This is a genomic window from Paenibacillus allorhizoplanae, from assembly GCF_927798215.1.
Classification (GTDB): Bacteria; Bacillota; Bacilli; order Paenibacillales; family NBRC-103111; genus Paenibacillus_E; species Paenibacillus_E allorhizoplanae.
Genome location: NZ_CAKMMW010000031.1, coordinates 1 through 25,993, shown reverse-complemented (window position 1 = coordinate 25,993; position 25,993 = coordinate 1). Strand labels below are relative to the sequence as shown.

Here is a 25,993-nt window from a genome sequence, read left to right as displayed (position 1 = left end):
CTCCAGATGTAGTAGAATAGAGCCACAGCAACAAGAAGGGGAGTCAAATCGTGACGACAAGAAGCTTTAACGATTATCAATTAAGTGAGGATATTACGCGTGCGCTAACTACACTAGGTTACACGCAGCCGACAGATGTGCAGCATAAGGTGATTCCGATCGCACTGCAGGAGCGGGACCTGACGGTCAAATCCCGCACGGGAAGCGGGAAAACGGCGGCATTCGGCATACCGATCTGCGAGCTGGTAGAGTGGGAAGAGAACAGGCCGCAGGCCCTCATCCTGACGCCGACACGGGAGCTCGCTGATCAAGTGAAGCAAGATATGACGAACATCGGACGTTTTAAGCGGATTAAAGCGGTTGCTCTGTATGGGAAGCAGCCTTTTGCCAAGCAGAAGATTGAGCTGCATCAGAAGTGCCACGTGGTCGTTGGTACACCAGGGCGTGTGCTGGATCATATTCAGAAAGGGACGCTGGATGTAGAGCGCCTGAAATATCTGGTCATCGATGAGGCGGACGAAATGCTGCGGATGGGCTTCATTGAACAGGTCGGGGCAATCATTGATGAGCTGCCGACGGATCGGATGACGATGCTCTTCTCGGCAACCTTGCCGAAGGATGTAGAGCAGCTGTGTCATCAATATTTGCGGAAGCCGATCGATATCGAGATTGAAACACCGGAAGCAGCGAAGGTTCAGATCGAACACTCTCTCATCACAGTAAGGGAGAACGAGAAGTGGCCATTGCTTCAAAATGTGCTCGTGATGGAGAATCCGGAGAACTGTATTATTTTCTGCCGGACACAAGAGCATGTCGATAAGCTCTACAACCAACTCGATCAGCTAGATTTTCCTTGTGATAAAATTCACGGCGGCATGGTTCAAGATGATCGTTTCCTTGTCATGAATGCATTCAAGCGCGGAGAGTTCCGATTCCTCGTGGCCACGGACGTCGCGGCGCGTGGGATCGATGTGGAGGACATCACGCATGTCATCAACTATGATCTTCCGATGGAGAAGGAAAGCTACGTCCACCGGATCGGACGGACAGGACGAGCAGGGAAGACGGGCAAGGCGATTTCGTTCGTAACGCCGCATGAGGACAAGTTCCTAGCGGATATCGAGGGCTACCTAGGCTTCGAAATTCCAAGGAAGGATGCACCGGATTCCGAGGAGGTTGCCGCAAAGCAAGCAGCCTTCGATCAGAAGATGCAGGCGACGCCTGTCATCAAGAGGGATCGCAGTGACCAGTTGAACAAGGGCATCATGAAGCTCTATTTTAACGGGGGCAAAAAGAAAAAGATTCGCGCCGTCGACTTTGTCGGCACCCTAGCCAAGATTGAAGGTGTCACCGCGGAGGATATCGGCATCATTACGATTCAGGATAATGTGTCGTACGTCGACATTTTGAATGGCAAAGGGCCGATGGTGCTCAAGATCATGAAGAACACAACCATCAAGGGGAAATTGCTGAAAGTGCATGAAGCGAATAAGTAAGGATGTAGGAGACCAGAGGGCCAAGTGGCGTTCTGGTTTTTTTGCGTGAGGTCTGTAACGATGATTATAGCAAGACATAAGCCGATCGCATGCTCGGTTTCTAATAGTAATCGACGCTGCAGGTTAAAATATTACTCGAAAGGGTCAATTCTGTGACTTATCCATGAATCGCACACAAGGTAGACTATAGAAAACACGACATGGGGTGAATTTCATGGCTAACCATATACAATCGCAAGCAGGCAGTATCCCAAGAACTAAAGTGAAATCTAAACAGTCTAAACAGCAAATTCGAGAGAATTTGGCCGGATATCTTTTTGTTAGTCCCATGATCATTGGCTTATTCGTTTTCACGTTATTTCCAATCATCGCTTCCTTCTTATTGAGCTTTACCGATTGGAATTTTGTTGCCGGGTTTTCGAAGGTGAAATTCCTGGGATTGGACAACTTTATAAAGCTGATTCATGACAGTGTTTTTCTACTTTCATTGAAAAATAATATGATTCTGTTGGTCGTTGTACCGTTAACACTCATTATTTCACTGGTTTTAGCAGTGCTGATTGATAAGCAAGTGTATTTCAAAGGTGTTTTCAAAGTTATCTATTTCATTCCTTATATTTCAAGTGTTGTTGCGGTAGCGATCGTATTTCAAGTTCTCTTCCATCCTACGTACGGACCCATTAATCAGACGTTGATGGACTGGGGCTTTGCGAATCCGCCGAAATGGCTGGCTGATCCTGATTACGCTTTGTACTGTGTGATGGGGCTGATGGTATGGATCAATATTGGGTACAACATGATTATTTTCATGGCAGGGCTGCAATCTATTCCGAAGGATTTGTATGAAGCTGCTGATATTGACGGGGCATCGAAATGGAGACAGTTCTACGGCATTACCGTGCCTTTATTGTCGCCAACTACGTTCTTCTTGCTCGTTTCGGGTATTATCGGAACCTTCAAAGTTTTCGATGTCATTTCCGTACTAACGAATGGCGGTCCTGCAAATTCAACGAGTGTTGTGGTATTCCGTTTATATGAAACAGCCTTCGTTAACCTACAATCTGGTTATGCCTCTGCGATGGCGATTGTGCTTGTGATTCTGGTTCTCTTGATTACATTAATTCAATGGTTCGGCCAACGTAAATGGGTCAACTACTAAAATAGAATGGAGGTAAACACATGGATAACAAATTAAGTCTCAAAAAGATTATTATAACGATCGTAATGGCCCTCTTCGGGATCCTGTTCATGACGCCATTCCTTTGGATGATATCCGCTTCCATGAAGCCAGAACTGGATGTCTTCGTCTTCCCGATCCAGTGGATTCCGAAACATTTTAGCCTGATTGAAAATTATAAAACAGTTTGGACGACGAAATTTCCGCTATACTACTGGAATTCGATTAAGGTTTCTGTCATCACGACAGCATTATCCGTACTATTTTCATCCATGGCAGCTTACGCTTTCTCCAAAATTAAGTTCCGTGGTTCGAATGTTCTCTTTGTTCTCGTTCTTGCTATTTATATGATTCCAAGTCAGGCGATTCTGGTGCCCCAATTCCTTCTGCTTCGTTCGATGCACCTGTATGATACGCATCTAGGACTTATTCTTCTAGGCTCTTTCAGCGTACTGGGTACCTTCATGCTGCGTCAGTTCTATCTTGGTATTCATGATGAGTACATGGAATCTGCAAGGATTGATGGCGCTGGTCATGCCCGCATTTTCTGGACCATCTGTACACCGCTTGTACGTCCTGCGATTGCGACTTATGCGATCCTGCGCTTTATCTGGACCTGGAATGATTACCAGAATCCACTGATTTTCCTAAGAGACAAGTCGTTATTCACGCTTCCGCTGGGCATTCATTCCTTTGCCGATTTAAATGGCGAGTTCTACTCCCTCATCATGGCCGCATCCGTTTCAGCGATCTTGCCTTTGTTGATCATTTTCATCATTGGACAGAAGCAGGTTATCGAAGGGATCTCCATGGGTGGGGTAAAAGGTTAAACACCAGTTACAAGCAAGATGTCAAAATAAGAGTGCATGAGGTTAAAATATTGCCTCGTGTGCTCGAACTAAGTTTGTTACGATTCGTCATGTAAAGGTTTTCAGTCATTCGCAGCATATACAAATATCTTCTTGGAGGGGTTCATATGAAAAAGAGTTTACTCGTATTAAGTGGTGTTCTGGCGATCAGTGCTGCACTAGCAGGCTGTGGAAGCAAAAGTGAAGATAAACCAGCAGAAACGTCTGGCGGTGCAGCAACTTCATCAACAACAAAAGCGCCTGTAACCATTAAAGTACAAGCATGGTATACAGAAGCTCAAGGTAACTGGAACAAAACAGTAGAAGCCTACAATGCAACTCACCCGAACGTTAAAGTCGTTTATGAGAGCATGTCCGAGAAAGGTGATTCCCAAGAAGGGATGAAAAAGCTTGATCTACTAGCTGCTTCCGGTGAGCAAATGGACGTTGTGATGTACTCCAGTGCTTCTGATTTCGCACAACGTGTAGGTGCAGGGATTCTTGAACCGCTAGATGCATATTTGAAAAAAGACAACATCGTTGTAAAAGACGAGTATAAACTTGATCCGGTTGTTAACGGTAAATACTATGCGTTGCCTGGTAAAATGATCGAGTGGTTCGTTCTTTTGAACAAAGATAAATTAGATGCAGCTAAGCTTCCAGTTCCGACGGAATGGACTTGGAACGACTATGCGGAATATGCGAAAAAATTAACATCAGGCGAAGGCGCTGCGAAGCAATATGGTTCTTACTTCCATAACTGGAAAGACTACGCGCTTCTTGGTTTGAACAACAACATGGATAACCCTTACTTGGTTAAATCCGATGGTACTGAGAACATTGATAACCCACAAGTTCGTTTCTCCTTGAACCTACGTAACCAATTGGAGAACGTGGATAAATCGTCCGTACCTTACTTCGAAGTTGTTTCGCAAAAGATGGCTTACCGTGACGTATTCTATGCAGGTAAAACAGCTATGCTAGCAACAGGTAACTGGATGGTTGGTGAGCTAGCGCAAAACGCGAAGTTCAACACGGTATTTGCTCCATATCCGAAATATGATGCGAAAGATACAAACGGTTTGACTGAAGTAGGCGCTGACTTCATGGGTGTAGCTGCAAACTCCAAGAACAAACAAGCGGCTTATGACTTCGTGAAATGGTACACAACAGAAGGTATCCAAACACAAGGTCTGTTCTTCTCCGGTTGGAAAAAAGCAGATATTAACAAAAACGTAGATGCAATCCTTGCAAGCGGTAAGCCAGATCAAGTTAAGTTCATCGACAAAACTTCCTTGCTGTCTACTTTGAAAGTGAACAAATCTACAAAATTGGTTGTTCCTCCAACTTACGCGTTGCAACAAGAGAAAGAATACTTAACGCAAGTTGAGTTGTTCCTGACAGGCAAACAAGATTTGGAGAAAACAATTTCAACAGCAAAAGCTAAAATTGAAGACATCAGAAAAAGTAATGCAAAGTAATCGGTAACGATTAGGCTAGCTTTACTGGTATAATGTGTATAGGAAGCAAGAGGAGGCCATAGGGCCCCTCTTTTTTCCCATTTTAGTGGGGAAGGCGGGAAACGTTAGTGCTGCAATGGTTTCGCACATTATCACTTCGTAATAAATTAGTACTAACGATTCTGATTTGTCTGGTGTTACCGTCCATCGTATCGATGAATGTGTCGAATTTTTTTACACGGGATGCGGTTCGTTCACAAGTGGCAGATAACGCAAGGCAATCCATGCGTATCACTAGTCAGATTGTAACGGGACAATTGAAGAACATGGTGTATATGATGAATTTCATTCAATTTGATGAGGAGCTGCAAATTCCTATCCTCAGTCTAAGTCATGTGAATGACACGACGACAATTGGGGACATTTTTCAAGCTAAGCTTACCATCAATAAAAGAATTACAACGGTCAATAGTACGCTTGGAAATATGAATGTGACATTATTACTCCCTAATGGGCAGTATGTATCTTCCTATACGACCATTCATTTCGACCCGAAATCATTTTTGGAGAAAGAGTGGATGAAGGAAGTAAATCAGGTAAAAGGTTATAATGTACATTGGATTGGGACTGAACTCAATTACAATAGTGAGTCAACGCAACCGTATTTACTAGCAGCAGCTAAGCCACTTGGATTGAATGGTACAACCTACGGCTATGTCATTGTCGGACTTGAGTTGAATGTTCTTCAGAACTTGTTTGCACAATACAAGGAAAATGAAACGATGGTCATTATTGATGAGCATGGCCGCATCTTGGTTGATCAGGACACTAGTCGCATTGGTACGCAATTTGCTAATTACGATCAGCTTCCTACCGAAGAGGGTTCTTCCTTTGTCAAAGTAGCAGGTGAAGAGTATATTATGCAGAGTAATCAAATTTCGCCCAATTGGAAGCTCGTCAGTATGGCGCCATACAAGTCTGCTGCCCAACAAATTGAGTCGTTCCGGAAAACGGACTTTATTATTCAGTTCTTCTTTTTGATCTTGTTCGCCGTTGTGCTGCTCTATGTGGTCCGTACATTGACGAAACCTATCGCCAAGCTTGTCCAAACCGTCGTGCGAATCGAGTCTGGTCAATTGAGTGAACGATCTAATATTAGTGGCGGGGATGAAGTCGGTCGGCTCGGCTATGTATTTGATCGCATGATCGATCGGATCGAGCTGACGCTCTTTGAGAATAAGCGAGAGCAAGAGCTCAAGCGGAAGGCTGAGCTGGCGATGCTTCAGGCGCAGATTAATCCGCATTTTCTTTTTAATGTGTTGAATTCCATTCGGTTGAAGATCATGATGAAAGGCGACGAAGAGAATGCGGAATTGATCAGCTCATTGTCTGCCCTTTTGCGTATGACCATTAATCGCAATAACGAATACATAACACTCCATGAAGAGATTGGAATCAACGAGCACTATGTTCGTTTATTGAATTCGCGGCATGGTGATCGGGTTGTCTTGCGAGTATCCGCGGCTTCGGACACTTTGCTCATTCAAATTCCTAGGTTCCTTCTGCAGCCACTTATTGAGAATGCTTATATACACGGCCTTAAAAGTAAAGCAGGTGAAATATCGATTATTTCCCGAATTGTTGAGGATGGCAGGCTGCAAGTGGAGATTCAGGATTCCGGTGTTGGCATGACCCCAGAGCGGTTGTTGGAGCTTCGTAATCATTTAGAAGCTACCCCAATACTGCCTGTAGTGGAAGAAGCGAGCAGTCCTTCCCTATCAGGCATCGGTATACATAATGTGTTTGAGCGACTTCGGATGATTTATGGTCATCGTTTCGATTACGATATTGCAAGCAGTCTGGGACACGGCACTCAGATTATTCTGCTCTTTCCACAGCAACCAGAGAAGGAGGTGTGACCTATGTACACCGTCATGATTGTAGATGATGATATTCCAGTTCTTGAATTTCTGAAAACGACGATAAAATGGGAAGAGCTCGGCTATCAATTGACTGGCGTTTATGCGAGTCCTCTGGATGCGCTGAAAGCAGGTCAGCAAACCAAAATAGATGTATTGATCAGTGACATTGGGATGCCAGAAATCAATGGACTTGAGTTAATTAAGTCCCTCCGGGAAGAGGATCCTAACGTGAAAGCTGTGATTCTCTCTTGTCATGATGAATTTCATTACGCGCAGGCGGCCGTTAAGCTTTCCGTGAGTGAATATATACTGAAGGAAACGATGAACATTAGCAATATCACGGAGGTATTGACTAGGCTTAAGGAGCAATTGGATGCGGAAGATCGGCAGCAGTCGAAGAGCCGCAAGCTGGAGAAAGAGGTATCGCAGCAACGCGGTGCATCTAAGCGCCAATTCATCCGAAGCACGGTGAATGAGCCGTTATTTGATGCTGTAGAATGGAGTGCCAAGGCAGGGGACTTCGGCATTCAGCTGAACAAGCATGCTGTCCTGCCTGTATTCGGCTATGCCAATCGGGTAAAAGAGGCGAATAGTCGGTTTCAATCGACAGATTTATTCGAATATACGATTCAGAATATTGTGGAAGAGCTGCTCGTGGATCAAAAGGAAGTGACCCTGTTCACCTACGATACGGGTGAAATTGTGTTGCTATTCCCTCATTTCTCGGAGCTGCATGTAAACAACAGCCAGAAGATGGAGCAGACGCTTCGGCAGCTGCAGGCGTGCTTGCAAAAGTATGCGAAAATCTCCTTTTCGTTCATCACAGGGACTCCGGTGAAGGATGTTCGGGCGTTGAAGGATCAGTTAATCCGCATGGTAGAGGCGAAGGCTATCCGATTCTACATGCCAGAGTCCTCGATCAGCAAGCTTGAGCATTTGCGGGAAGGCTTCGGAGACGGGGGAGAGCTGCTCGCTCAGTATGCGCAGGCATTGGATGAATTCCGCGGCGTGGTGTTTGATGAGCGTGCAGAAGGGATTGATGCCTTCGTCTCGAAATGGGTCGATTTCATCCAGTACAATCGCTTCCGCCCCCTAGAGGTGAAGGATTGGCTGCTCAAAATGATCCTCGATGTGCGGATGCGCCTCAAGTCACTGCAGCACTATCAATCGACGTTTTCCTCGGAGTTGCTGCATCATGATGTGCACGAATTGTCCTCCATCCGCGAAATGGAGTTGTGGCTCAAGGATTATTTGCAGCAGGCCATCGAGTGGGCGGGACAGGTGTACCGAGAGTCCCACAATCGTGAAATCTTGGAGTGTCAGCGGTTCGTGTATAACCATCTCGATACGAAAATTTCACTAGAGGATGCCGCGGCGCATCTGCATCTACACCCAAGTTACTTGAGCCGTTTGTTCAAACGGGAGACTGGCGAGAATTTCATCGAGTACGTGACGCGGATGAAGATGGAGAAAGCGAAGGAGCTTCTGGAGATCACGGATAAAAGCGTGGAACAAATCTCGGATATGCTCGGCTACGAGAATAAGAACTACTTCGGCAAGCTGTTCAAGGCGCATACTGGCTTCGTGCCGAATGCGTATCGGGGGCAGACGAAGGGGAGCTAGTGATCCCCACTGGGAAAGCACAAAGTCCTGCAAAAATGCAGGACTTTGTGCTAAGAGTGGCTAATATTGTGCGGAAGTGAAGTATCCCCGTCGGCGATCGCGTGCTAGCGCACAAATATCAAAATGGGCGGCGCATGCCGCCTTTTTTCACAAGTGATGGCTTATTTACATGTTTCGAAAAAACGCTCAGCCGCCTCGCCTACATGCTTCACAGTAAACGTAGCCGCCGTAGAAGAACTTGCCTTACAGTTGCGGATCAAGATTGTGGTTCCGACACCAGCGCGCAGACCTGCTTCGATGTCACTCTCTTTATCGCCTATGATCACCGATGAGGCTAGATCCAGTTGGTACTCCCGCTTTGCTTGCAAAATCATACCCGGATTCGGTTTTCGGCAATAGGCATCTTGCTTGTATTCACCGATGCCATGTACGGGGTGATAGGGACAGAAATAGACTTTGGCAATCTGGATCCCATGTGCCTCGAATTGCTCCGTCATCCATGCCGTTAACGCCAAAAAGTCGTCCTCTGTGTAATAACCCCGTCCAATACCCGCTTGATTGGTTACGATGAATAGTAAAAACCCCTCATGCTGAAAACGTAAGAGTGTTTCGAATATACCCTTACTAAACTCGAAATCCTCTACTTTGTGAACATAAGACTTTTCAATGTTAATTACACCATCCCGGTCGAGCAAAAGCGCCTTTGGTCTCATCTGTCTCCACTTCCGGTTCCAAGCTCAGACTTCGCACGCTCATAGTCTTCCGGAATACCGATATCGATAAAATAACCTTCACTCGGGAAACCATACATGTGAAGCTTCTGTGCATCAGGACTTCCTAGAAATTGCTCAAATGAAAATGGGGCTGCTAACAGCTCGAACAGATCCCATAAATCGGTACGAGCTACGTAGACACCACCATTAATTAAGCCAGATTCGCACATCCGTTTCTCCTCAAAGCTCAATACCCTACAATCCGAACTTACGATAACGGCCCCATAACGGTCAAAGCGTTTCATCGGCTTAAGTGAAAGCGTAAGGTCGGCAGCGCGTTCTTTATGAACCTGTACCAATTGCGGGATATCGACGTGGAACAACGTGTCTCCATTGAGTACAAGCACCTGATCGCTGGAAATCTGAGTCATCGCCTTCTTCAGAGCTCCTCCGGTTCCTAGCGGTTCTTCTTCCACCGAATAAGCGATTCTTATTTCTCCGAAGCGATGGCCGAAATAAGAGCTAATGGTTTCATGTTTGTATCCAACCGCAAGGATCACCCTACGAACCCCTTGCATCTCCAATCGCTCAAGAATGTAATGAAGAAATGGCTTGCCCAATACGGGAGCCATCGGTTTGGGTAAATCCCAGATAACCTCCCGCAAACGTGTCCCCAGCCCGCCTGCTAATATGATGGCTTCCATCGGGTTAAAATCCCTTACCAAATATAGATTCTTCTACAATCGCACACAAAATATGGCCAATCAGAATATGCGCTTCTTGAATTCTCGGGGTTTCTTGGGAGGGGATTCGTATGCAGATATCGCATAGGGCAGCCATGCGGCCACCCGATTCACCGGTCAAACCAATTGTCGTGATGCCCATTGCACGGCACATTTCTAAACCTCTAATCACATTGGGTGAGTTACCGGATGTGGAAATGCCAATAAATATGTCTCCACGTTGGCCGTTAGCTTGAATTTGCCGTGCAAACAACTGTTCATATCCGTAGTCGTTTCCGATTGCAGTAAGAATGGAGCTATCCGTCGTAAGCGCGATGCAAGGCAGGCCGGGACGGTCGAAATAAAAACGACTGACGAATTCGCCTGCAATATGCTGGGCATCGGCCGCACTTCCTCCATTGCCACCGAGCATTATTTTATTTCCGTTTCGGTAAACCTCGATCATTTTTCTTGCTGCCTGCTCAATTAAACGAAGTAGATCGCTATCCTTTGAAATCGCCCTTTTAATCTCCATCGCCCGTAAAATTTCGCTGCTAATATACGCTTTCAAACTTATACCCTCCATCCTTGCGTTCCGCTCTTTGTAAAATGGAATTGAAATACTTTACCTCCTAATTCGTTCAAGCGATGTACAACCTGTATGCGTTTGACGGGATCCACGATAAACATCATAAATCCGCCACCCCCTGCTCCAGATACCTTGCCTGCTAGTGCACCGGCATTCATCGCCGTATCATATATGAAGTCAATTCGTTCGTTCGTAATAGAGGTGGCCATCTTTTTTTTGGCACTCCAGGATTTTCCCAAGTGCTCAGCAAACTTGTTGATTTCACCCTTTAATATACATTCCTTAATCGCGTAAGCCTCCGCTTTCAAGGTATGGGTTGCTTTTAGGGTGGACTGTTTGTTACTCCGTGTATTGCGGACTTGTTCATCAATGATCTTGGCAGATTCCCTTGATGCTCCTGTGTAATATAAAATCATAGAGCTCTCCAACTCACTGATAATCCAGTTTTTTATCCGAAGTGGGTTCACAATGACCCGATTATTTTCGTAAAACTCAATAAAGTTGAATCCACCAAAGGTGGCTGCATATTGATCCTGCTTACCGCCACCCCATCCGACATCGATACGCTCGATGTCATAGGCAAGTTGAGCAATTTCATATTCCCCGAGTGGCAAATTAAGCCATTCTACGTAAGCCTTCAGCATAGCGACCGCCATCGTGGATGATGAACCGAGACCAGATCCTGCGGGAGCGTCAGAATAGGTGGTCATCCGAAAAGAGAGTGGCTCGTCCTGCCTAAACTGTTTAACAATCCGGTTATACACGCCTTTATGCAAGCTTAGACGGCCATCCAACTCTAGTTCTGGGAGAGGGACCGTGGTGAATTCTTCATTGAGATCCGCAGCGACAAAAGTAAGGTTACCGTCATCGAGGACCTCAATCGTGCAATAAGCGTATAAATCAATCGTCGCATTCAGTACGCATCCTCCGAATAAGTCGCAGTAGGGCGACACATCCGTTCCGCCTCCGGCTAGCCCCAATCTTAAAGGAGCTTTAGATCTAATGATCATGTGCTACCTCCGTTCCATGTTGTCCAATATACTTCATAACCAATTCAGCATATGTAGGAGTAAGACAACTTGTATGGACGGATGGTGCTGCATCGAATATTTTCCACCCTCCGTGCTTTTTGAAAATAAACGTTTGTCCCATTCAGACCTTTTACAGAGGGAATAGTATAGCTATGTGTTAATGAAGTGCCGGGAGGTGTCTAGGTGAAGCTAAAAGCTAGGAGAATTAAGAGAACTAAGAGAAAGATATTGGGGGCTATTCGCGTGCGTAAGCTTCGTAGAGGCCGGCGACTAGTGCTCAAACGTGGAAAATCCGTACGTGCAAGGTGGAAGAATCGGAGAAAACGGTCAGTTATGAAGCTTTATCAACGCAACAGGAGCAGACGTTTGAAAGGCCGGCGGATCCGTAAAGGATTGCGGCTCGTGAATAAGCTGGTGGTACCGAGCTCGTCTCAGCCACTGGTCAGTATTATAATTCCGGTTTACAATAAATGGGATTTCACTTACAAATGTTTGGTGTCCATCGTCCAGAACACACATGGAATTCCTTACGAAATCATCGTGATGGACGATCATTCAAATGATTTAACTTCACGTATCGGACATTTTGTCACACACGTCACTGCCATCCGCAATAAGGTGAAAAGGGGATTCCTTCATAATTGCAATCATGGGGCAGCGATTTCTAAAGGGAAATATGTCTTATTTTTAAATAACGATACCGAAGTGACTCCAGGTTGGTTGGCACATCTGTTGTCTTTACCTGAGCAAGACCCAACCATCGGAATCATAGGTTCAAAATTGGTATATCCGGACAGGAGGCTGCAGGAGGCCGGCGGTATTGTCTTTAGTAACGGGTATGCATGGAATTACGGTCGATTAGATAACCCGGATAAACATGAATACAACTATGTTAAGGAAGTAGATTATATCTCAGGGGCATCGATCATGATTCGTAAAGACGTATGGAATAGAATAGGCGGTTTTGACCAGCATTTCGCACCTGCTTACTCAGAGGATGTGGACATTGCATTCAAAGCAAGACAACACGGCTACAAAGTTATCTACCAACCCAAATCCGTTGTCGTGCACTACGAGGGCGTATCCCACGGTACCGACCTCAACTCCGGAATAAAGAAATATCAGGTGATTAACCAGCAGAAATTTATAGAAAAATGGGCGGGCGTACTGCAGCGGGATCAACTTGCTAATGGTGAGCACCTCTTTTGGGCGAGGGAACGCTCAAGGAATAAAAAAACCATTCTTGTCATTGACTATGGTGTTCCAAGTTTCGACAAAGATGCGGGCAGTCGAACGACATTTATGTATCTGAAACTATTTGTTGATATGGGCTTTAATGTCAAATTTTTACCAGATAATTTCATCAAACCTGAGCCTTATGGTTCAGAGCTTGAACAGCTCGGCATTGAGATCCTTTACGGACCGCAGGACCGCGGATATTACGAGCACTGGATTGTTAAGCACAAGGATTACATTGATTATGTTCTGTTGAACCGGCCTAACATTTCACATCAATATATGGATCTAATCAAAGCCTATACCCGTGCGAAAATTCTGTATTATGGCCATGACATGCATTATATCCGGGAGCTGAAACGATTCGGATTGGAGAACAACCGCGAACTGCTGCAAGCATCTGAGTTCTATAAAAGGTTGGAGTTCGACATGTTCAGCAAAGCGGATACCGTTCTTACCTGCAGCGACTCAGAAAAACGAATTATCGAAGGGAATTTTCCGAATAAAAAAACGGTATTGCTTCCGGCCTACTACTTTAACCATACGATACCGACAACAAGGCAATGGCATGAACGCAATGGTCTGCTCTTTGTTGGCGGCTTCAACCACAGCCCTAACACCGACGGTATTTTGTGGTTTTGTCGCGATATCCTGCCTATTGTGCAACAAGCCATTCCTCACATACACTTGTTCATCGCGGGTTCCAATCCACCGCCTGATGTAGTAGGATTACAATCGGATCGGGTTACTGTCACAGGATTTATACCAGACGATGTGCTTAGACAGCTGTATGGAAATACGAAAATTGCCATCGTTCCACTTCGGTACGGTGCAGGCGTGAAAGGCAAAACAGTGGAAGCAATGCGCCATCACATGCCAGTCGTTACGACCAGCACGGGGATAGAAGGGCTGCAGAATATTAGGGAGATTATTGAACCTATGAACGCCCCTTATGCATTTGCCGAGCAAATCATCCAGTTATACCATAATGACAGTTTATTAGCGCATAAGGCCGAACAAAGTAGGATGTACGTGGAAACTTACTTCTCCAGATCAAGAGCCTTAGAGAGTATGATGTCCGCTTTATAGTGAAGGAGAAACGTAGAGAAATGATAAAAAGTGATCGAAAGTTTCGACTTTCGGTCACTTTTTATTTGTTTTCACACCATTTTAGCAAAATACCGTTCCATAACAGCTGGATGTTTCTCAGTAAAAGGCTTCGTCACGATGTCATATTCGATACGATCCACCGGTTTCCCTAAGTATTGATCGATATCACGGCGACGATTATCGTTCGCTTTAACGCGGGAACCGAAAGCATAATGATAATGGAAGGCTGAAATCGACTCAGCCCTATTGGGAATTTCCCACATGTAACGTCCGAACAGATGCACTTTGCAGTGATTCTTGGCATCGTCGTATCGGATACCCATATGATTGCGCCACATAAGCCATTTATTGACAGACCAGTGTTCGTCGTTCGGTGCACTTATTCGTACGGTTTGGGGATTCATCCAGAATTGTACCCATGGAAAAGAGATAGCATCTGCTTCTTTCTGGACCAGAAGCTGGGGCAAGGCATCACGGAACCTATCGTCCATAATCTCATCTGCATCAATCGCCATAATCCAATCTCCGGTAGCTTGGTCGACCAGGAAATTCCTTACGATGGACTCGTTCCAATCATCGGAGTAGGGTAAGCCCGTTTGCTTAATATGGAATAGTCGAATATTCGCGCGGTTTTTCCACTGATTGATGATATTTACACTGTCGTCGGTGCTTCCTCCGTCCACAATGAGAATTTCATCTGCATAGGAAGCGACACTTTCTAGAAACAGCGGAAGGAACTTTTCCTCATTCAAGATCGGCACAATGACCGAAAGCTTGGGCTTCGGCTCGGGTAGCGGAGCATGCGGAACATTCAGCGGTTCATAAACGAAAGGAACGTTTAATAAAGGAGGAGGCTGCTTGACCTGTGGAGCCAATCGTAATGATTTGCTTCTTCGCAAGCGTTTTTTAACTTTTCGCAATAGGTGCTTGCGAAGTTTTATAGTTCGCAAAGGACGCTTGCGTAATTTGATTGTTCTCCGCCTTTGTGTCAATTTGATGCCATTTTTCCTGCGGCTTCTCTTCAGCAGCTTTTGTTTCCGGTTCGTTTTGGCCGTCTTTCTAACTACCTGCCGGAGAACTTTTTTCATAGAGGACCTCCTTCGCTGTATAGTTGAGCGATCTGTAATCCAACTTAGTATATTCAGGCGATTCTACCTACGAATGGACGAATAACTACGTATGCGTTTTTGCCAGCCCAATCGCAGCGAAAGAAAGCAGCAGTAGAAAGATAGCAAAGAAAAGGAGCTAAACACAAATCTGTTTAGCTCCTTTTCTTTCAACGATTGACTTTGTCTAATCTACATATAAAATTTTCATCTCATCTTATTCATTAGGGTTCGGGGATAGGTTCGTTGGAATTTTCGTAAGCATGTAGGATTGAATTGAGTAGACCAGGGAATCTTTCTTCTAAGTCATCTTTGCGTAATGACAAAAAGCGCTGAGTCCCCTGCACGCGGACATGGACAACACCAGCTTCACGCATCGTTCGCACATGATGAGACAAGGTCGATTTAACGACGGTTACATCAATGCCGCCGCAGGTGCATTCCCCTAATTTGTGGATGTCTGAGACGATAGATAATCGGACGGGATCGCTTAACGCATAGAGGACGGATGAGAGATGCATATCCGCTTTGTCTGGGTGAAATAGTACTTTCAGGATGCTTCCTCCTCGTTGACGCTTAGTGATTGCATTTTACCACATTGCGTGCTATATTTCTATTGTTCGATAACAATCGAATTTAATAAACGATATCTGCGGGGAACGCATTAGATAAACAGGCTGCCCCCAAATGAAACGGAGGAACGACCATGTCTACTACCAATACCAATCAAACGACGCAATCTCATTCTGTGGAAGCGTTGTTCCAACCTTTTACACTAGGCAATCTTAGTTTAATGAATCGAGTCGTGATGGCTCCGATGACGCGAGCCTTCTCGCCAGGGGGTGTCCCTGGGCAGGACGTGGTGGATTATTACCGTCGCCGCGCAGAGAATGGCGTTGGTCTTATTATTACCGAAGGTACACTCATCAATCATCCAGCGGCAACCGACAATCCCAATATCCCTAACTTCCATGGAGAAGACGCGCTCGCAGGTTGGAAACGTGTTGTCACTGCTGTGCATGAAGCAGGAGGACGTATCGTACCTCAGCTCTGGCATGTCGGAATGACTCGCCCGAATGGTTCACTTCCGCATCCGGAAGCACCATCGATTGGACCATCTGGCCGAGATTTAGCTGGTGAACAAGTGAATGAGCCTATGACACAGGCGGACATTGATCAAGTTGTAGAAGCTTTCGCGCAAGCGGCAGCGGATGCGAAACGAATCGGTTTCGATGGCATCGAGCTCCATGGCGCCCATGGTTACTTGATTGATCAGTTCCTATGGGAGAAAACCAATCAACGTACGGACAAGTACGGTGGCAGCATGTTGGCTCGCACGCGATTTGCTGTTGAAATCATTGAAGCTTGCCGCCGCGCAGTAGGGCCAGATTTCCCGATTATTATTAGGCTGTCGCAATGGAAATCAGCCGAGTATACGGCCAAACTCGCTGCTACACCTGAGTTGCTCGGTCAATTGCTTGCACCACTCGTAGAAGCTGGCGTAGATATATTCCACTGCTCGACCCGCAGGTTCTGGGAACCCGAGTTCGAAGGATCTGACCTCAATTTCGCAGGCTGGGTAAAACAGTTAACGGGCAAACCTACGATTACAGTGGGATCCGTTGGTTTAGATGATGAATTCCTGGGCTCCTTCAGAGGGAAAAGCGCAGGTACGTCTGACATCAATGAGCTGCTTGTTCGCCTAGAGCAGAATGAGTTCGATCTTGTTGCGATTGGACGCGCGCTGTTGGTTGACCCTGCTTGGGCTGACAAAGTGCGGGGCGGTCGATTCGACGAGTTACTTCCATTCACCGTTGATGCTCTACAACGTTTATCTTAAGCCATCAAACGTGAAACTCGCTGTCTGGTCTGGCTACAACGAAACAAGGCAACCGGATGTTCCGGCTGCCTTGTTTTTCTTTTTACAGCTAACAACCAGATGCTCAGTAATTCGTGCGCGTAAACGTTGCATCACTTTTTACAGTTGCTGTGCTAGAAGTGTTGATGACCTCAGCTCTCAGTACGTAATTATAATGGCGGATGTAATAGGTAGGCGCACTATAGGATTGGAAGGAGACCTTGCTGCTGTCGGCCCAACCGGCCACGAGGTTGAAAGTAGCATCTTGATTAAAGGCGGTCGTACCGTCAAATTGCGCAAGGACGATCTGATTGCTCGCATTTTTCATGATAAAATAACCCGGGAAATTGATGGATTCGAGTGAAACGCTAGATGCGTTAGCCAAACCAGGCACCACACGGAACTGTGAATCCAGAGCAGGTGAAACGTTAGGATCTACGCGAAGTGTGTAGTTAGAGTGACGTATGAAATACGTTGGGAAATTGTACGACGCAAATTTACTATAGCCAGTGGCATCGGCAGTGGAAGGCCCGAAGAGACGAACTTCGTATAACGTCGGCGTGTACCAGTTACTCGGATTGTTGAACAGCACAGCATTCACGAGATTGATCCGCACATAGCGCGCCGTGAAGTGTACCTTATCCGTTGTAAAGCCATAGGCGGTATTCGTCGTGCGATCTATCGCGGCGTAATTGACGCCGTCGTTGCTGATTTCGATTTTATACTTGTGATAGCCTTCTGAGCCTTTGTATAAAAACCAAGAGATATCGACCTCGGTAACCGTCTTCGGCGCTCCGAAATCAACCAGCCACCAGGCTGGCCATGTTGAGCTGGAAGCGGCCCAAGAGCTTTGGGCATTGCCATCGAGCGCATTAGCAGCAGAAGAACTGGCCGCGGTTGAGCTTGCCGTTGCTGTTTTGCCCGTGGCGTGATTCACGAGAGATGGCAGTGTAACGGTGCCGGTTACGGCATCAATGTTCCAAGAGCTGTACCAGTTTAGCGTAGCTGATGCGCTCGTATCATTCAGTGTGAGCGGCAGCCAAATGTATTTATGGTCACTCAAGTTCAGTGGATTCCAACGGTCAGCCATATAGATGTAGCTGGTTGTCGAGCTGCCGGAGACGGTCATGATATTCTCGATTTGCGTGGCGTAAGCCGCCGGGTCCCCGAAAGGCGAAAGCGCAGACCAAGTACCTGTCATAGATGAAGCTGTCGCATAGGCTCCTTGATTCGGATACCAGCCGGACGCTTGTGAGGTGAATAGGTAGTAGGTGTTGTTCTTTTTCACGACCGCAGGCGCTTCGCGATAGCCGTTCTCGAAGATCCAGCCGACGAAGGAAGACACGTTGGTATAGCTGGCGTTGAGTTGGAAAATCGCCATCGTGTCGTTGGCGCCGCCGTTTTTGCGGGAAGCTGTCACGAGGTAGGCGGAACCGTTGGTATCAGCGAACACCGTCATATCACGGGATTCATAGTTAAGCGGGCGGAAGCTGCCTTGGTAGGTGAAGTTTCCGTTTGGTGTGGAGCTCGTGGCGACGGCGACACGGCCTAAGCTATAATCAGTGCCATTTTCATAATGGGCCCATAAGACATACATCCCAGTAGAGGCGTTGTAGATGACTTTTGGACGCTCGATTTTGCTGGAATTGAGCTCAGTCGCTGAATTTTTCGTGAGGATGGCGTTGCTGAAAGTCCAATTCTTGAGATCTGTTGAGGTATACACATTTACGCTATCAAACGTTCCGCTCACCGCATGCTCACCGTACCAATAATACGTCGATCCTACTTTTAAAATATTACCGCTTCGGGCTTGTATCTCATTACCTGCCGTATCGGTCCAGCTTGAGCCATTCGAGATGGTGACACTTGCAGCGCTTGCTTGATGGGGGATAAGAGCTAAAAACACGGCAGCCAAGAGTGCATACAACAATGCGGTGAGCGTGCGTCTTGTGTAGATCGTCATTCGTTAATTTCCTCCTTCAATGAATGAGATGACCGTAACTCGGCATTCCTGAGTGCTGGTCTCCACAACATCGTACGATTTAATGTAAGCGGTTACAACTGAACGAAAGTGATATTCATGAACAATGTTGCGGAGCGGCGAGTGAAGTTTGTGCAGGAACCTTGAAATAACTGATATGTGGGATGCCTGACGCTTCCTCTTCCCAGAGAATAACTGGAAAACCTCCATCTAACTAGGTGAGGGGAAGTGGTTGGGCGGCAGTAAGGGAATCCAAGCGCTTTTGGAAATCCATCTAGTTATTTGGTATCCTGCACAAATTTCCATGTCTTTACAATAAAATAGCAAATTTCGCAATTATCCTATGGTAAAATAAGATGGTTCTTAGATAGCTTGTCTGTCCGATAAGCAAGCGCTTATGTAGAAAAGATTTTGACTCAGCCAATAAGCTAAGGAGGAATTGTAATGAGTAGGCTCAAAGGATGGAAGACGAGGTTATGGAAGACAACGTTGGCGTTGACAGTAGCAATACCGTTCCAAGTGCTGGCTACAAGCAGCTGGCAGGCCGTGATGGCGGAGGGACCGACAGATCCAGCGCCGTTCATTGAAGCCAAAGTCGTCAATGGGAATGCGGGGAAGAAAGTACTTTTTGACAATACACATGAGCAGACAGCTGGAGCAGCGGATTGGGTCATTGATGGGGCTTTTTCGGATTTCGGCAATGCCTTAGCGAATAATGGTTATTATGTAAAAGAACTTCGCAAAACAACGCCAATTACGTTGGCCGATTTGAGCGGTTATGATGTGTTCGTGGTAGCGGAGTCCAATGTTCCGTACAAAACAAGTGAGCAAAACGCCTTAGCCCAATATGTGGCGGCAGGCGGCAGTATATTTTTCATCGGTGATCATTACAATGCCGATCGGAACAAAAACCGCTGGGATGGCTCCGAGGTATTCAACGGCTATCGCCGTGGTGCCTGGACGAATCCAGCAGCAGGCATGAGCGCGGAAGAGTCTGCGTCTTCGGCTATGCAAGATGTAGCAAGCTCGGACTGGCTGGCGACTCAGTTCGGTCTGCGTTTCCGCTATAACGCCCTCGGCGATATAAATGCGAATAACATCGTAGCGCCTGCGCAAGCTTTTGGGATAACGACAGGTGTCTCCAGTGTGGCGATGCACGCAGGATCTACGCTAGCGATTATTGATCCGACGAAGGCGAAGGGCATTGTGTACTTGCCGCAAACGAATGAAGCTTGGGCGAGTGCGGTTGATCAAGGTGTGTATAGCGGAGGCGGAGTGGCAGAAGGACCTTACGTGGCTGTTGCAAAAGCAGGCGCAGGGAAAGCTGCCTTCATCGGGGATTCCTCACCGGTCGAGGATGCAACGCCGAAATATGTGCGCGAGGATACAGGCGCGAAGAAGACGACGTATGATGGGTTTAAAGAAGTGGACGACGGAACGCTGCTCGTCAATATGGTGAACTGGCTTTCGACCAAAGAAAGCTATACCAGCTTCGCTGAAGTCAGCGGCTTGCAGCTGGATCAGCCGACGGCATTGTTGCCTTTTGAAGCTCCAGCGGCATCGACGGAGCCACAGCCAGAGCCTTGGGCAGCACCCAACGCGGGCTACAAATGGTACGACCGCAGCACGTTCAAGGCCGGCTCGTATGGCGGACCTGCGGCTACAGCGAATACGACGTACAGCTTCGTGAAACAAGCGGTATTGCCGAATGCGGTGGACTTCCCGATCAGGGTCGTTGTGGATAACTTACCACCATCGACAACGGTTACGGGCTTCAGCCTCGGCATCTACCTGGTCAGCGGTGGATCACAAATCGCCAAGGTACAGAATGCAGATGGCACCTGGCCGACAGCTTACGCGTATAGCTCTGCGTTCGGTGTAACGGCAGATATCAACGGACACGCTACGAAGGACCTGAATGTACGCGTTGTTCCGGGAACGACCGCACCAGCGAATCTCAGATTGCGCCTGAATGGCACGAATCTGAAAACCGAAGCTGTCACGCTTGGAAACGTGCCTGCAGAAAACTTGCCGGAAGAGGAAAATCCGATTCCTGCCAAGATCGCCATATCGGATGCACGTGCGAAAGCAGCAGGTACGTTGGTGACGGTAGAGGGTGTTGTTACAACGGAGCCGGGAGCTTTTGGCGGGCAAGCCTTCTACTTGCAAGATGCAACAGGCGGCGTATATGTATTCCAAAGCTTGAGCGGCTTCCACCAAGGGGATACGGTAAAAGTAACAGCCTCAACAGCGCTATTCAACACGGAGTTTGAGCTTGCTGATCCTGTAGAGATTGCCAAAACAGGCGTCGCTGCACTCCCAGCATCCACTCCAGTATCCGCTGTGACAGCGGACAACCAAGGACAATTGCTCACACTTCATGACGTGACAATTAGCAACATCATCACGGCAACACCGACGGGTTCTTTTGAATTCGACGCTGTCAAAGACGGCGTGAGCAACCATATTCGTGTCGATACTCGAACAGGCTTGTCCTTAAGCACTTTCCCTTACACAGCGGGGCAAAAGGTGACGATTCAAGGTGTTGGCGCTATTTTCAAAGGTGTATTCCAATTGAAGCCACGGGGCTTGAGCGATTTCAGCGTGGCTGCTGATACCGCAGCACCAGTAACGACAGCTATCCTTTCCAGTGCGCCGAATGGAGCGGGTTGGTTCAAGGATGATGTTACCGTCACATTAACTGCTGTAGATGATCAAGCGGGAACAGTGACTACGCAATATGGTAGTAATGGTGGGAATTCAGCTGCTTATACAGCGCCAATCATAGTTAATGCTGAGGGCTCAACAACATTGAGCTATTCCTCTACGGATGCTGCGGGCAATGTTGAAGCGGCAAAGTTTTTGCAAGTGAAGCTGGATAAAACAGCACCAACAGCCACCCTTACGGAATCGGGTCATGCGGTGAAGGATGTAACGACGACAACTTCAATGACTTTCGATTTGGCTGCCAACGATGCCATTTCGGGTGTTGCAGAGCAATCCCTGACCTTGGATGGCAATGCGATTACGAGTGGCCAAACGATTGCCGCAGGCAGTTTAGCCGTGGGCGCGCACACGGTGGCGTACCTTGTAACGGATGCTGCGGGGAACACGACGGCTGCTTCGCAGACATTTAATGTGGTTAAACCATTATCGAGCGGCGCTCCTGGCCAGCCTGTTTTATCTTCCAATAACGGCTATACTGGTTTGAAAGATGGCAACTACACGATCACGATGAACATGTGGTGGGGGAATAATGGTTCCATTTTCAAACTATACGAGAACGGCGTTCTCATCAGCACGAAAACACTTTCCGATGCCTCCCCAGCGGCTCAAGTCGCCAAAGTGGATGTATCCGGTAAACCAAACGGCACCTACACGTATACCAGTGAACTTATTAATTTATTCGGTACGACAACCAGTCAGCCTATCGTTGTAACGATCACAGAGGCATCCCCAGGTAAACCAGTTGTATCACAGAATAATTGGGATGGGGATGGTAACTACAATGTGACCATGAACATGTGGTGGGGCACCAACGCAACAGGGTATCGCCTCTACGAAAATGACGTGCTCATTGATGAGAAAAGTTTGCAAGCCGCTTCACCAAGCGCACAAAGCGCTGTTACAGCAATCGCTGGTCGTGCAATCGGTGTTTATAAGTATCGCGTCGAACTGTTCAATGCAGCTGGCGTGACATCTAGCGACGTGGTGAGTGTCACGGTTACGAAGTAGCCGGAGGACAGAAAGGCACAGAGCTTGAAGGCAGCCCTTTTGGTCTTAGACCAGAGGGGCTGTTTTCTGTTTCGGATGGGGGCTTCCCGTTCAGCTCCACGTCCCTTCAGGAGGAACAAACTAGACAAAACTATATCCCAATGGTAGGTTAAATGGATACTTAAGAAAGTATGTGATCTCATTATGTCTATCGCTTCACAAGCCAAAGAAACAACGAGCGGCAGCCGCTTATGGATGGTGCTGGTGCTCGGTTTACTCGCCTCCTTCGGGCCGCTTTCTCTCGATATGTACTTGCCGGCCCTGCCTGTCATTGCGGGTGATCTCCACACGACAACTTCGCTCGCACAAATGAGCTTAACTGCGTGCATGCTCGGTCTCTCTCTAGGCCAGCTCATTGCTGGATCAGTGAGTGATGTACGCGGAAGACGCATGCCTTTGTTAGTCGGGCTCCTGATTTATGGCGTCGCCTCCGCACTCTGCATGGTTGCGCCATCGATCTGGGCATTCCTGATCCTGCGCTTCGTGCAAGGGATGGCAGGAGCTGCTGGGATCGTCATTTCCCGAGCGATCGTCCGTGATATGTATGAGGGCGTGGCGTTGACGAAGTTCTTTGCACTGTTGATGCTCGTGAATGGTTCGGCTCCCATCCTAGCTCCGATTATCGGTGGCCAACTGCTGCAATTCACCTCATGGCGCGGTGTGTTTCTTGTACTCAGCTTAATCGGCTTCGTGATGCTAATTATTGTTGTACTTGGGCTAAAAGAAACTCACCCGCCGGAACGCCGCTCCAAAGGAGGACTTACGAATACGCTGCGCATATTCCGAGGTCTGCTCACGGACCGTTTGTTCATGGGCTATGCGTTGACGCAAGGGCTCGTTTTCGCGGGGATGTTTGCATATATTTCGGGATCGCCGTTTGTTTTACAGGATATATTTGATGTTTCTCCCCAAATGTTCAGTGTGATCTTCGCGGTGAATGGGGCTGGCGTCATCCTTGCTGGGCAAATTACGGGGCGACTCGCGGGCAAAGTCAGTAATCACCGTCTGCTAGCTGGAGGCTTAGTGATGGCCGTTCTAGGAGGACTGCTGCTGCTCGTTGCAACACTTATCGGGGCAGGGCTCGTTATGATACTGCCTGCGTTCTTCCTCATCGTGGCTTGTATTGGTCCGGTTTCCGTATCAACTTCTTCCTTAGCGCTGCAAAATCAAGGCAAAACAGCCGGCAGCGCCGCAGCCTTACTCGGGTTGATGACGTTCGTCATCGGCGGTTTAGTAGCACCGCTTGTTGGTCTTGGCGGCAGCCAGACGGCCGTACCTCTAGGTATCATCATCGCTGTCATGGAGCTGGGGAGCGTACTTTGCTTCGTTTTCCTGACGCGAGAAAAAGCGTAAGTGCAGCGCACTTTTTTTAAAAAATTCAAGGATTTTTCACAATTAAGGTTTATACTGAAAGAAGAATTGACCAAATTGTGAAAAAGGTGGCTAATACGCATGAAGCGCATTCATAAAACGTGGCTTATCGGCACACTCGCAGCTGGATTATTGATCAGTGGCGGCTTCGTACTTCAGCATAAACAAGCGTTTGCTAACGACACCAACACGACACCAACACCTAAGAAGTTTCAGGATAAACATAGTTTTGAGAGGCATCAAGCACCAAGGGGCGGTTTTGATTTTGGTAAAGCCGGCGGTATTGGAGGCGTAATCGATTTTTCTTCCATCCTTGGTATGGATAAAGCGGCTCTTAAAGCAGAAATTGATGCGGGCAAAACCCTCGTTCAAATCGCGCAGGAGAAAGCCAACCTCAGTGAAGACGCACTGCTTGCTAAATTGACAGAGGCAGAAACGAAGAAAATCGATACAGCACTTAGCGAGGGCAAAATCAAGCAAGAACAGGCGGATAAGCTTAAAGAAGGGCTTGCTGATCGTTTAAAAAAAATCGTAGAAGCGAAACCTCAAGCGATGAATTTCGATAAAAAGCCGATGCCTCGCGGCGGCAATATGCCTAACATGCCAATGCCTGGCGGCGTTGGGGTTGCTCCGAAAGAAATCGCAGCCATCCTTGGCATCACAGAAGAGGAACTGGCGACTGAGCGTAAAGCAGGGAAGTCCCTTGCCGAGATCGCGGCTGCGAAAGGCATCACCGAGGATCAGTTGATCGCTAAGCTCAAGGACAGCCTGACAGATGAACTGAAAAACTTCGTCGAACGCAAAGGCGGCGGTGAGCGACCAGTACCACAGCTACGTGGAGACGGTGGTTCATTCAAAGGTAAGCCAGGCAACGGCGGTGAGCGCAGACAAGCACTGTCAGCAACGCCTTCGGCTACGTAATACGTAGTCATAATCGACTTATAGAGATAGCAAAAGGTTGCCACATTCGATAACATCGAGCGAGGGCAACCTTTTTTGGTGCCGAGTCGGGTGCGATGGAGGGAAGCGAGTTGATTTAGAAGTTTTTCACAGGAAGATCAAGTGGCGAATAAGAGAAGAGAAGAGAAGTTCGAAGGAGGGGTAGGCGAATGGAAGAGCTCATCGGTCATTGCCGCATATGTGAGAAGCCGATTTATTGCAAAATGGGATTTCTGGATGGCGTCGTGCAGGCGGATAAAACGTTAGTATGTTTTGAATGCTCGGGAGAGTCGCAGAAGGAGAATGTGACTGTGGAGCCGCAGAAGTGAGTGGTTAGTTGAGTAATTGGTGAGTGCCTGTTTGATTAAAGTAGCTGTATTAGCGGGAGATTCACGTATGGAACAACTTAGTTGCTCCACAATCGATTCTCGATAGAATGACGCTAACTGGTGATTCCCGTCAAAAACAAATTAGCTTGTTCACAATTCCCGATTCCGATGGACATTAGATTAACGCTGCCATCGACGCTCGCTTCTCTTTCTTTTACTCCATTCCACTCTCGTCTACTCATCCAATCGTAACCCAACTCTCAATCTCGCTCTCCAACATTGCAAGTAACCCAACTCTCACCTCACTCCTCAACATTGCAAGTAACCGAGCATTAGATGGAAAAAGTACAGCTATTTTTGATGAATTTCGCTGAACTGAACATTTAACTGGATAACATGTAGTTATTTTTAGCACTTTTGCTCAAAAGGGTGAAATGCTGACAAATTAACCACATGAAATACAGTTGAATGGATTTATAACTGAAATTCGCCAAATTTAGCTACATAAAATACAGTTATTTCAGCGGCGATGGAGTGAGGGAATGGGGAGCGGCGATGGTGCGACGTAGCGATTAGGATAGCGCCGGCGGGGGCTAACGCGTCAGCGTCTAGCGTTGGGCCGCCCGCCCTTGTGCCTCTGCGCCGCTCGCGCCTAGCCGCGCCCGATACCCCCGCCGCGCCTAGCGATGCGCCGCTACGCCCCCGCGC

The 25,993-nt window shown here is 47.3% G+C and carries 21 protein-coding genes; 12 read left to right on the top strand and 9 right to left on the bottom strand.

Going from position 1 to position 25,993, the window contains the following annotated elements:
• Window positions 1–50: 50 nt before the first annotated feature.
• The 6 genes from L6I86_RS31560 (at window position 51) to L6I86_RS31535 (ending at window position 8,526) form a co-directional block, all read left to right on the top strand.
• Window positions 51–1,496: a DEAD/DEAH box helicase gene (locus L6I86_RS31560; RefSeq protein WP_056611872.1), complete on the top strand. Its 1,446-nt coding sequence runs from the start codon at window positions 51–53 to the stop codon at window positions 1,494–1,496.
• Between the two features lie 214 nt (window positions 1,497–1,710).
• Window positions 1,711–2,655, top strand: coding sequence for a carbohydrate ABC transporter permease (locus L6I86_RS31555; RefSeq protein WP_236292667.1), 945 nt, complete (start codon window positions 1,711–1,713; stop codon window positions 2,653–2,655).
• 20 nt (window positions 2,656–2,675) lie between these two features.
• Entirely contained in the window at window positions 2,676–3,503 is an 828-nt protein-coding gene (locus tag L6I86_RS31550; RefSeq protein WP_236292665.1) for a carbohydrate ABC transporter permease, read from the top strand.
• 146 nt (window positions 3,504–3,649) lie between these two features.
• Window positions 3,650–5,002, top strand: coding sequence for an ABC transporter substrate-binding protein (locus L6I86_RS31545; protein WP_236292662.1), 1,353 nt, complete (start codon window positions 3,650–3,652; stop codon window positions 5,000–5,002).
• Between the two features lie 107 nt (window positions 5,003–5,109).
• Complete coding sequence (locus L6I86_RS31540) at window positions 5,110–6,900, top strand: cache domain-containing sensor histidine kinase (RefSeq protein WP_236292660.1); 1,791 nt, start codon at window positions 5,110–5,112, stop codon at window positions 6,898–6,900.
• A gap of 3 nt (window positions 6,901–6,903) precedes the next feature.
• Complete coding sequence (locus L6I86_RS31535) at window positions 6,904–8,526, top strand: response regulator transcription factor (protein WP_236292659.1); 1,623 nt, start codon at window positions 6,904–6,906, stop codon at window positions 8,524–8,526.
• A 161-nt stretch (window positions 8,527–8,687) separates the two neighbouring features.
• Here the strand turns inward: L6I86_RS31535 and L6I86_RS31530 are convergent, their stop codons facing one another.
• Genes L6I86_RS31530 through L6I86_RS31515 form a run of 4 tightly spaced genes read right to left on the bottom strand, consistent with a single transcriptional unit; the run spans window position 8,688 to window position 11,560 of the window.
• Window positions 8,688–9,239, bottom strand: a complete 552-nt coding sequence (locus L6I86_RS31530) for a D-glycero-alpha-D-manno-heptose-1,7-bisphosphate 7-phosphatase (RefSeq protein WP_236292657.1) — start codon at window positions 9,237–9,239, stop codon at window positions 8,688–8,690.
• Window positions 9,236–9,943 (bottom strand): nucleotidyltransferase family protein, encoded by a 708-nt coding sequence (locus tag L6I86_RS31525; protein ID WP_236292655.1) that lies wholly within the window; start codon window positions 9,941–9,943, stop codon window positions 9,236–9,238. Before L6I86_RS31525 ends, L6I86_RS31530 begins: the two co-directional genes overlap by 4 nt.
• Window positions 9,944–9,947: 4 nt before the next feature.
• Entirely contained in the window at window positions 9,948–10,532 is a 585-nt protein-coding gene (locus L6I86_RS31520; RefSeq protein ID WP_276574922.1) for a D-sedoheptulose-7-phosphate isomerase, read from the bottom strand.
• A 2-nt stretch (window positions 10,533–10,534) separates the two neighbouring features.
• On the bottom strand, window positions 10,535–11,560 hold the full coding sequence (locus L6I86_RS31515; RefSeq protein WP_236292652.1) for a GHMP family kinase ATP-binding protein: 1,026 nt from the start codon (window positions 11,558–11,560) through the stop codon (window positions 10,535–10,537).
• A gap of 354 nt (window positions 11,561–11,914) precedes the next feature.
• Here L6I86_RS31515 and L6I86_RS31510 point away from each other — a divergent pair, with 354 nt between their 5' ends.
• Window positions 11,915–13,906, top strand: a complete 1,992-nt coding sequence (locus L6I86_RS31510; protein ID WP_236292651.1) for a glycosyltransferase — start codon at window positions 11,915–11,917, stop codon at window positions 13,904–13,906.
• 71 nt (window positions 13,907–13,977) lie between these two features.
• Here the strand turns inward: L6I86_RS31510 and L6I86_RS31505 are convergent, their stop codons facing one another.
• Together L6I86_RS31505 and L6I86_RS31500 are read right to left on the bottom strand one after the other, a co-directional pair.
• The gene (locus tag L6I86_RS31505; protein ID WP_236292647.1) at window positions 13,978–15,015 is read right to left on the bottom strand and encodes a glycosyltransferase; all 1,038 of its coding nucleotides are present in this window, start codon (window positions 15,013–15,015) and stop codon (window positions 13,978–13,980) included.
• A gap of 242 nt (window positions 15,016–15,257) precedes the next feature.
• Complete coding sequence (locus L6I86_RS31500; RefSeq protein WP_236292729.1) at window positions 15,258–15,587, bottom strand: ArsR/SmtB family transcription factor; 330 nt, start codon at window positions 15,585–15,587, stop codon at window positions 15,258–15,260.
• 152 nt (window positions 15,588–15,739) lie between these two features.
• Between L6I86_RS31500 and L6I86_RS31495 the strand changes: the two genes are divergently transcribed.
• Window positions 15,740–16,873 carry an NADH:flavin oxidoreductase gene (locus L6I86_RS31495; RefSeq protein ID WP_236292645.1) on the top strand — a complete coding sequence of 378 codons (1,134 nt, stop codon included), beginning with the start codon at window positions 15,740–15,742 and terminating at the stop codon, window positions 16,871–16,873.
• Window positions 16,874–16,976: 103 nt separating this feature from the next.
• On the opposite strand, the gene L6I86_RS31490 is transcribed toward L6I86_RS31495, so the two are convergent.
• On the bottom strand, window positions 16,977–18,854 hold the full coding sequence (locus tag L6I86_RS31490) for an AbfB domain-containing protein (RefSeq protein WP_236292643.1): 1,878 nt from the start codon (window positions 18,852–18,854) through the stop codon (window positions 16,977–16,979).
• Window positions 18,855–19,316: 462 nt separating this feature from the next.
• Here L6I86_RS31490 and L6I86_RS31485 point away from each other — a divergent pair, with 462 nt between their 5' ends.
• From L6I86_RS31485 to L6I86_RS31470, 4 genes are all read left to right on the top strand, one after another.
• Complete coding sequence (locus tag L6I86_RS31485; protein WP_236292641.1) at window positions 19,317–22,607, top strand: OmpL47-type beta-barrel domain-containing protein; 3,291 nt, start codon at window positions 19,317–19,319, stop codon at window positions 22,605–22,607.
• Window positions 22,608–22,790: 183 nt separating this feature from the next.
• Window positions 22,791–23,999 carry a multidrug effflux MFS transporter gene (locus tag L6I86_RS31480; protein WP_236292639.1) on the top strand — a complete coding sequence of 403 codons (1,209 nt, stop codon included), beginning with the start codon at window positions 22,791–22,793 and terminating at the stop codon, window positions 23,997–23,999.
• Window positions 24,000–24,098: 99 nt separating this feature from the next.
• Window positions 24,099–24,938 (top strand): hypothetical protein, encoded by an 840-nt coding sequence (locus tag L6I86_RS31475; protein WP_236292637.1) that lies wholly within the window; start codon window positions 24,099–24,101, stop codon window positions 24,936–24,938.
• A gap of 188 nt (window positions 24,939–25,126) precedes the next feature.
• Complete coding sequence (locus tag L6I86_RS31470; protein ID WP_236292635.1) at window positions 25,127–25,285, top strand: hypothetical protein; 159 nt, start codon at window positions 25,127–25,129, stop codon at window positions 25,283–25,285.
• 113 nt (window positions 25,286–25,398) lie between these two features.
• Here L6I86_RS31470 and L6I86_RS35760 read toward each other — a convergent pair whose 3' ends face one another.
• Window positions 25,399–25,527: a hypothetical protein gene (locus tag L6I86_RS35760; protein WP_276574921.1), complete on the bottom strand. Its 129-nt coding sequence runs from the start codon at window positions 25,525–25,527 to the stop codon at window positions 25,399–25,401.
• A gap of 232 nt (window positions 25,528–25,759) precedes the next feature.
• On the bottom strand, window positions 25,760–25,993 hold a 234-nt coding region (locus L6I86_RS31465; RefSeq protein WP_236292634.1), incomplete at its 5' end, for a hypothetical protein.

Bases quoted from the DNA above. Each gene is read 5' to 3' on its own strand.
- L6I86_RS31555 (WP_236292667.1), top strand. From the start codon at position 1,711: ATGGCTAACCATATACAATCGCAAGCAGGCAGTATCCCAAGAACTAAA.
- L6I86_RS31550 (WP_236292665.1), top strand. From the start codon at position 2,676: ATGGATAACAAATTAAGTCTCAAAAAGATTATTATAACGATCGTAATG.
- L6I86_RS31545 (WP_236292662.1), top strand. From the start codon at position 3,650: ATGAAAAAGAGTTTACTCGTATTAAGTGGTGTTCTGGCGATCAGTGCT.
- L6I86_RS31535 (WP_236292659.1), top strand. From the start codon at position 6,904: ATGTACACCGTCATGATTGTAGATGATGATATTCCAGTTCTTGAATTT.
- L6I86_RS31530 (WP_236292657.1), bottom strand. From the start codon at position 9,239: ATGAGACCAAAGGCGCTTTTGCTCGACCGGGATGGTGTAATTAACATT.
- L6I86_RS31525 (WP_236292655.1), bottom strand. From the start codon at position 9,943: ATGGAAGCCATCATATTAGCAGGCGGGCTGGGGACACGTTTGCGGGAG.
- L6I86_RS31515 (WP_236292652.1), bottom strand. From the start codon at position 11,560: ATGATCATTAGATCTAAAGCTCCTTTAAGATTGGGGCTAGCCGGAGGC.
- L6I86_RS31510 (WP_236292651.1), top strand. From the start codon at position 11,915: ATGAAGCTTTATCAACGCAACAGGAGCAGACGTTTGAAAGGCCGGCGG.
- L6I86_RS31505 (WP_236292647.1), bottom strand. From the start codon at position 15,015: ATGAAAAAAGTTCTCCGGCAGGTAGTTAGAAAGACGGCCAAAACGAAC.
- L6I86_RS31495 (WP_236292645.1), top strand. From the start codon at position 15,740: ATGTCTACTACCAATACCAATCAAACGACGCAATCTCATTCTGTGGAA.
- L6I86_RS31490 (WP_236292643.1), bottom strand. From the start codon at position 18,854: ATGACGATCTACACAAGACGCACGCTCACCGCATTGTTGTATGCACTC.
- L6I86_RS31485 (WP_236292641.1), top strand. From the start codon at position 19,317: ATGAGTAGGCTCAAAGGATGGAAGACGAGGTTATGGAAGACAACGTTG.
- L6I86_RS31480 (WP_236292639.1), top strand. From the start codon at position 22,791: ATGTCTATCGCTTCACAAGCCAAAGAAACAACGAGCGGCAGCCGCTTA.
- L6I86_RS31475 (WP_236292637.1), top strand. From the start codon at position 24,099: ATGAAGCGCATTCATAAAACGTGGCTTATCGGCACACTCGCAGCTGGA.
- L6I86_RS31470 (WP_236292635.1), top strand. From the start codon at position 25,127: ATGGAAGAGCTCATCGGTCATTGCCGCATATGTGAGAAGCCGATTTAT.
- L6I86_RS35760 (WP_276574921.1), bottom strand. From the start codon at position 25,527: ATGAGTAGACGAGAGTGGAATGGAGTAAAAGAAAGAGAAGCGAGCGTC.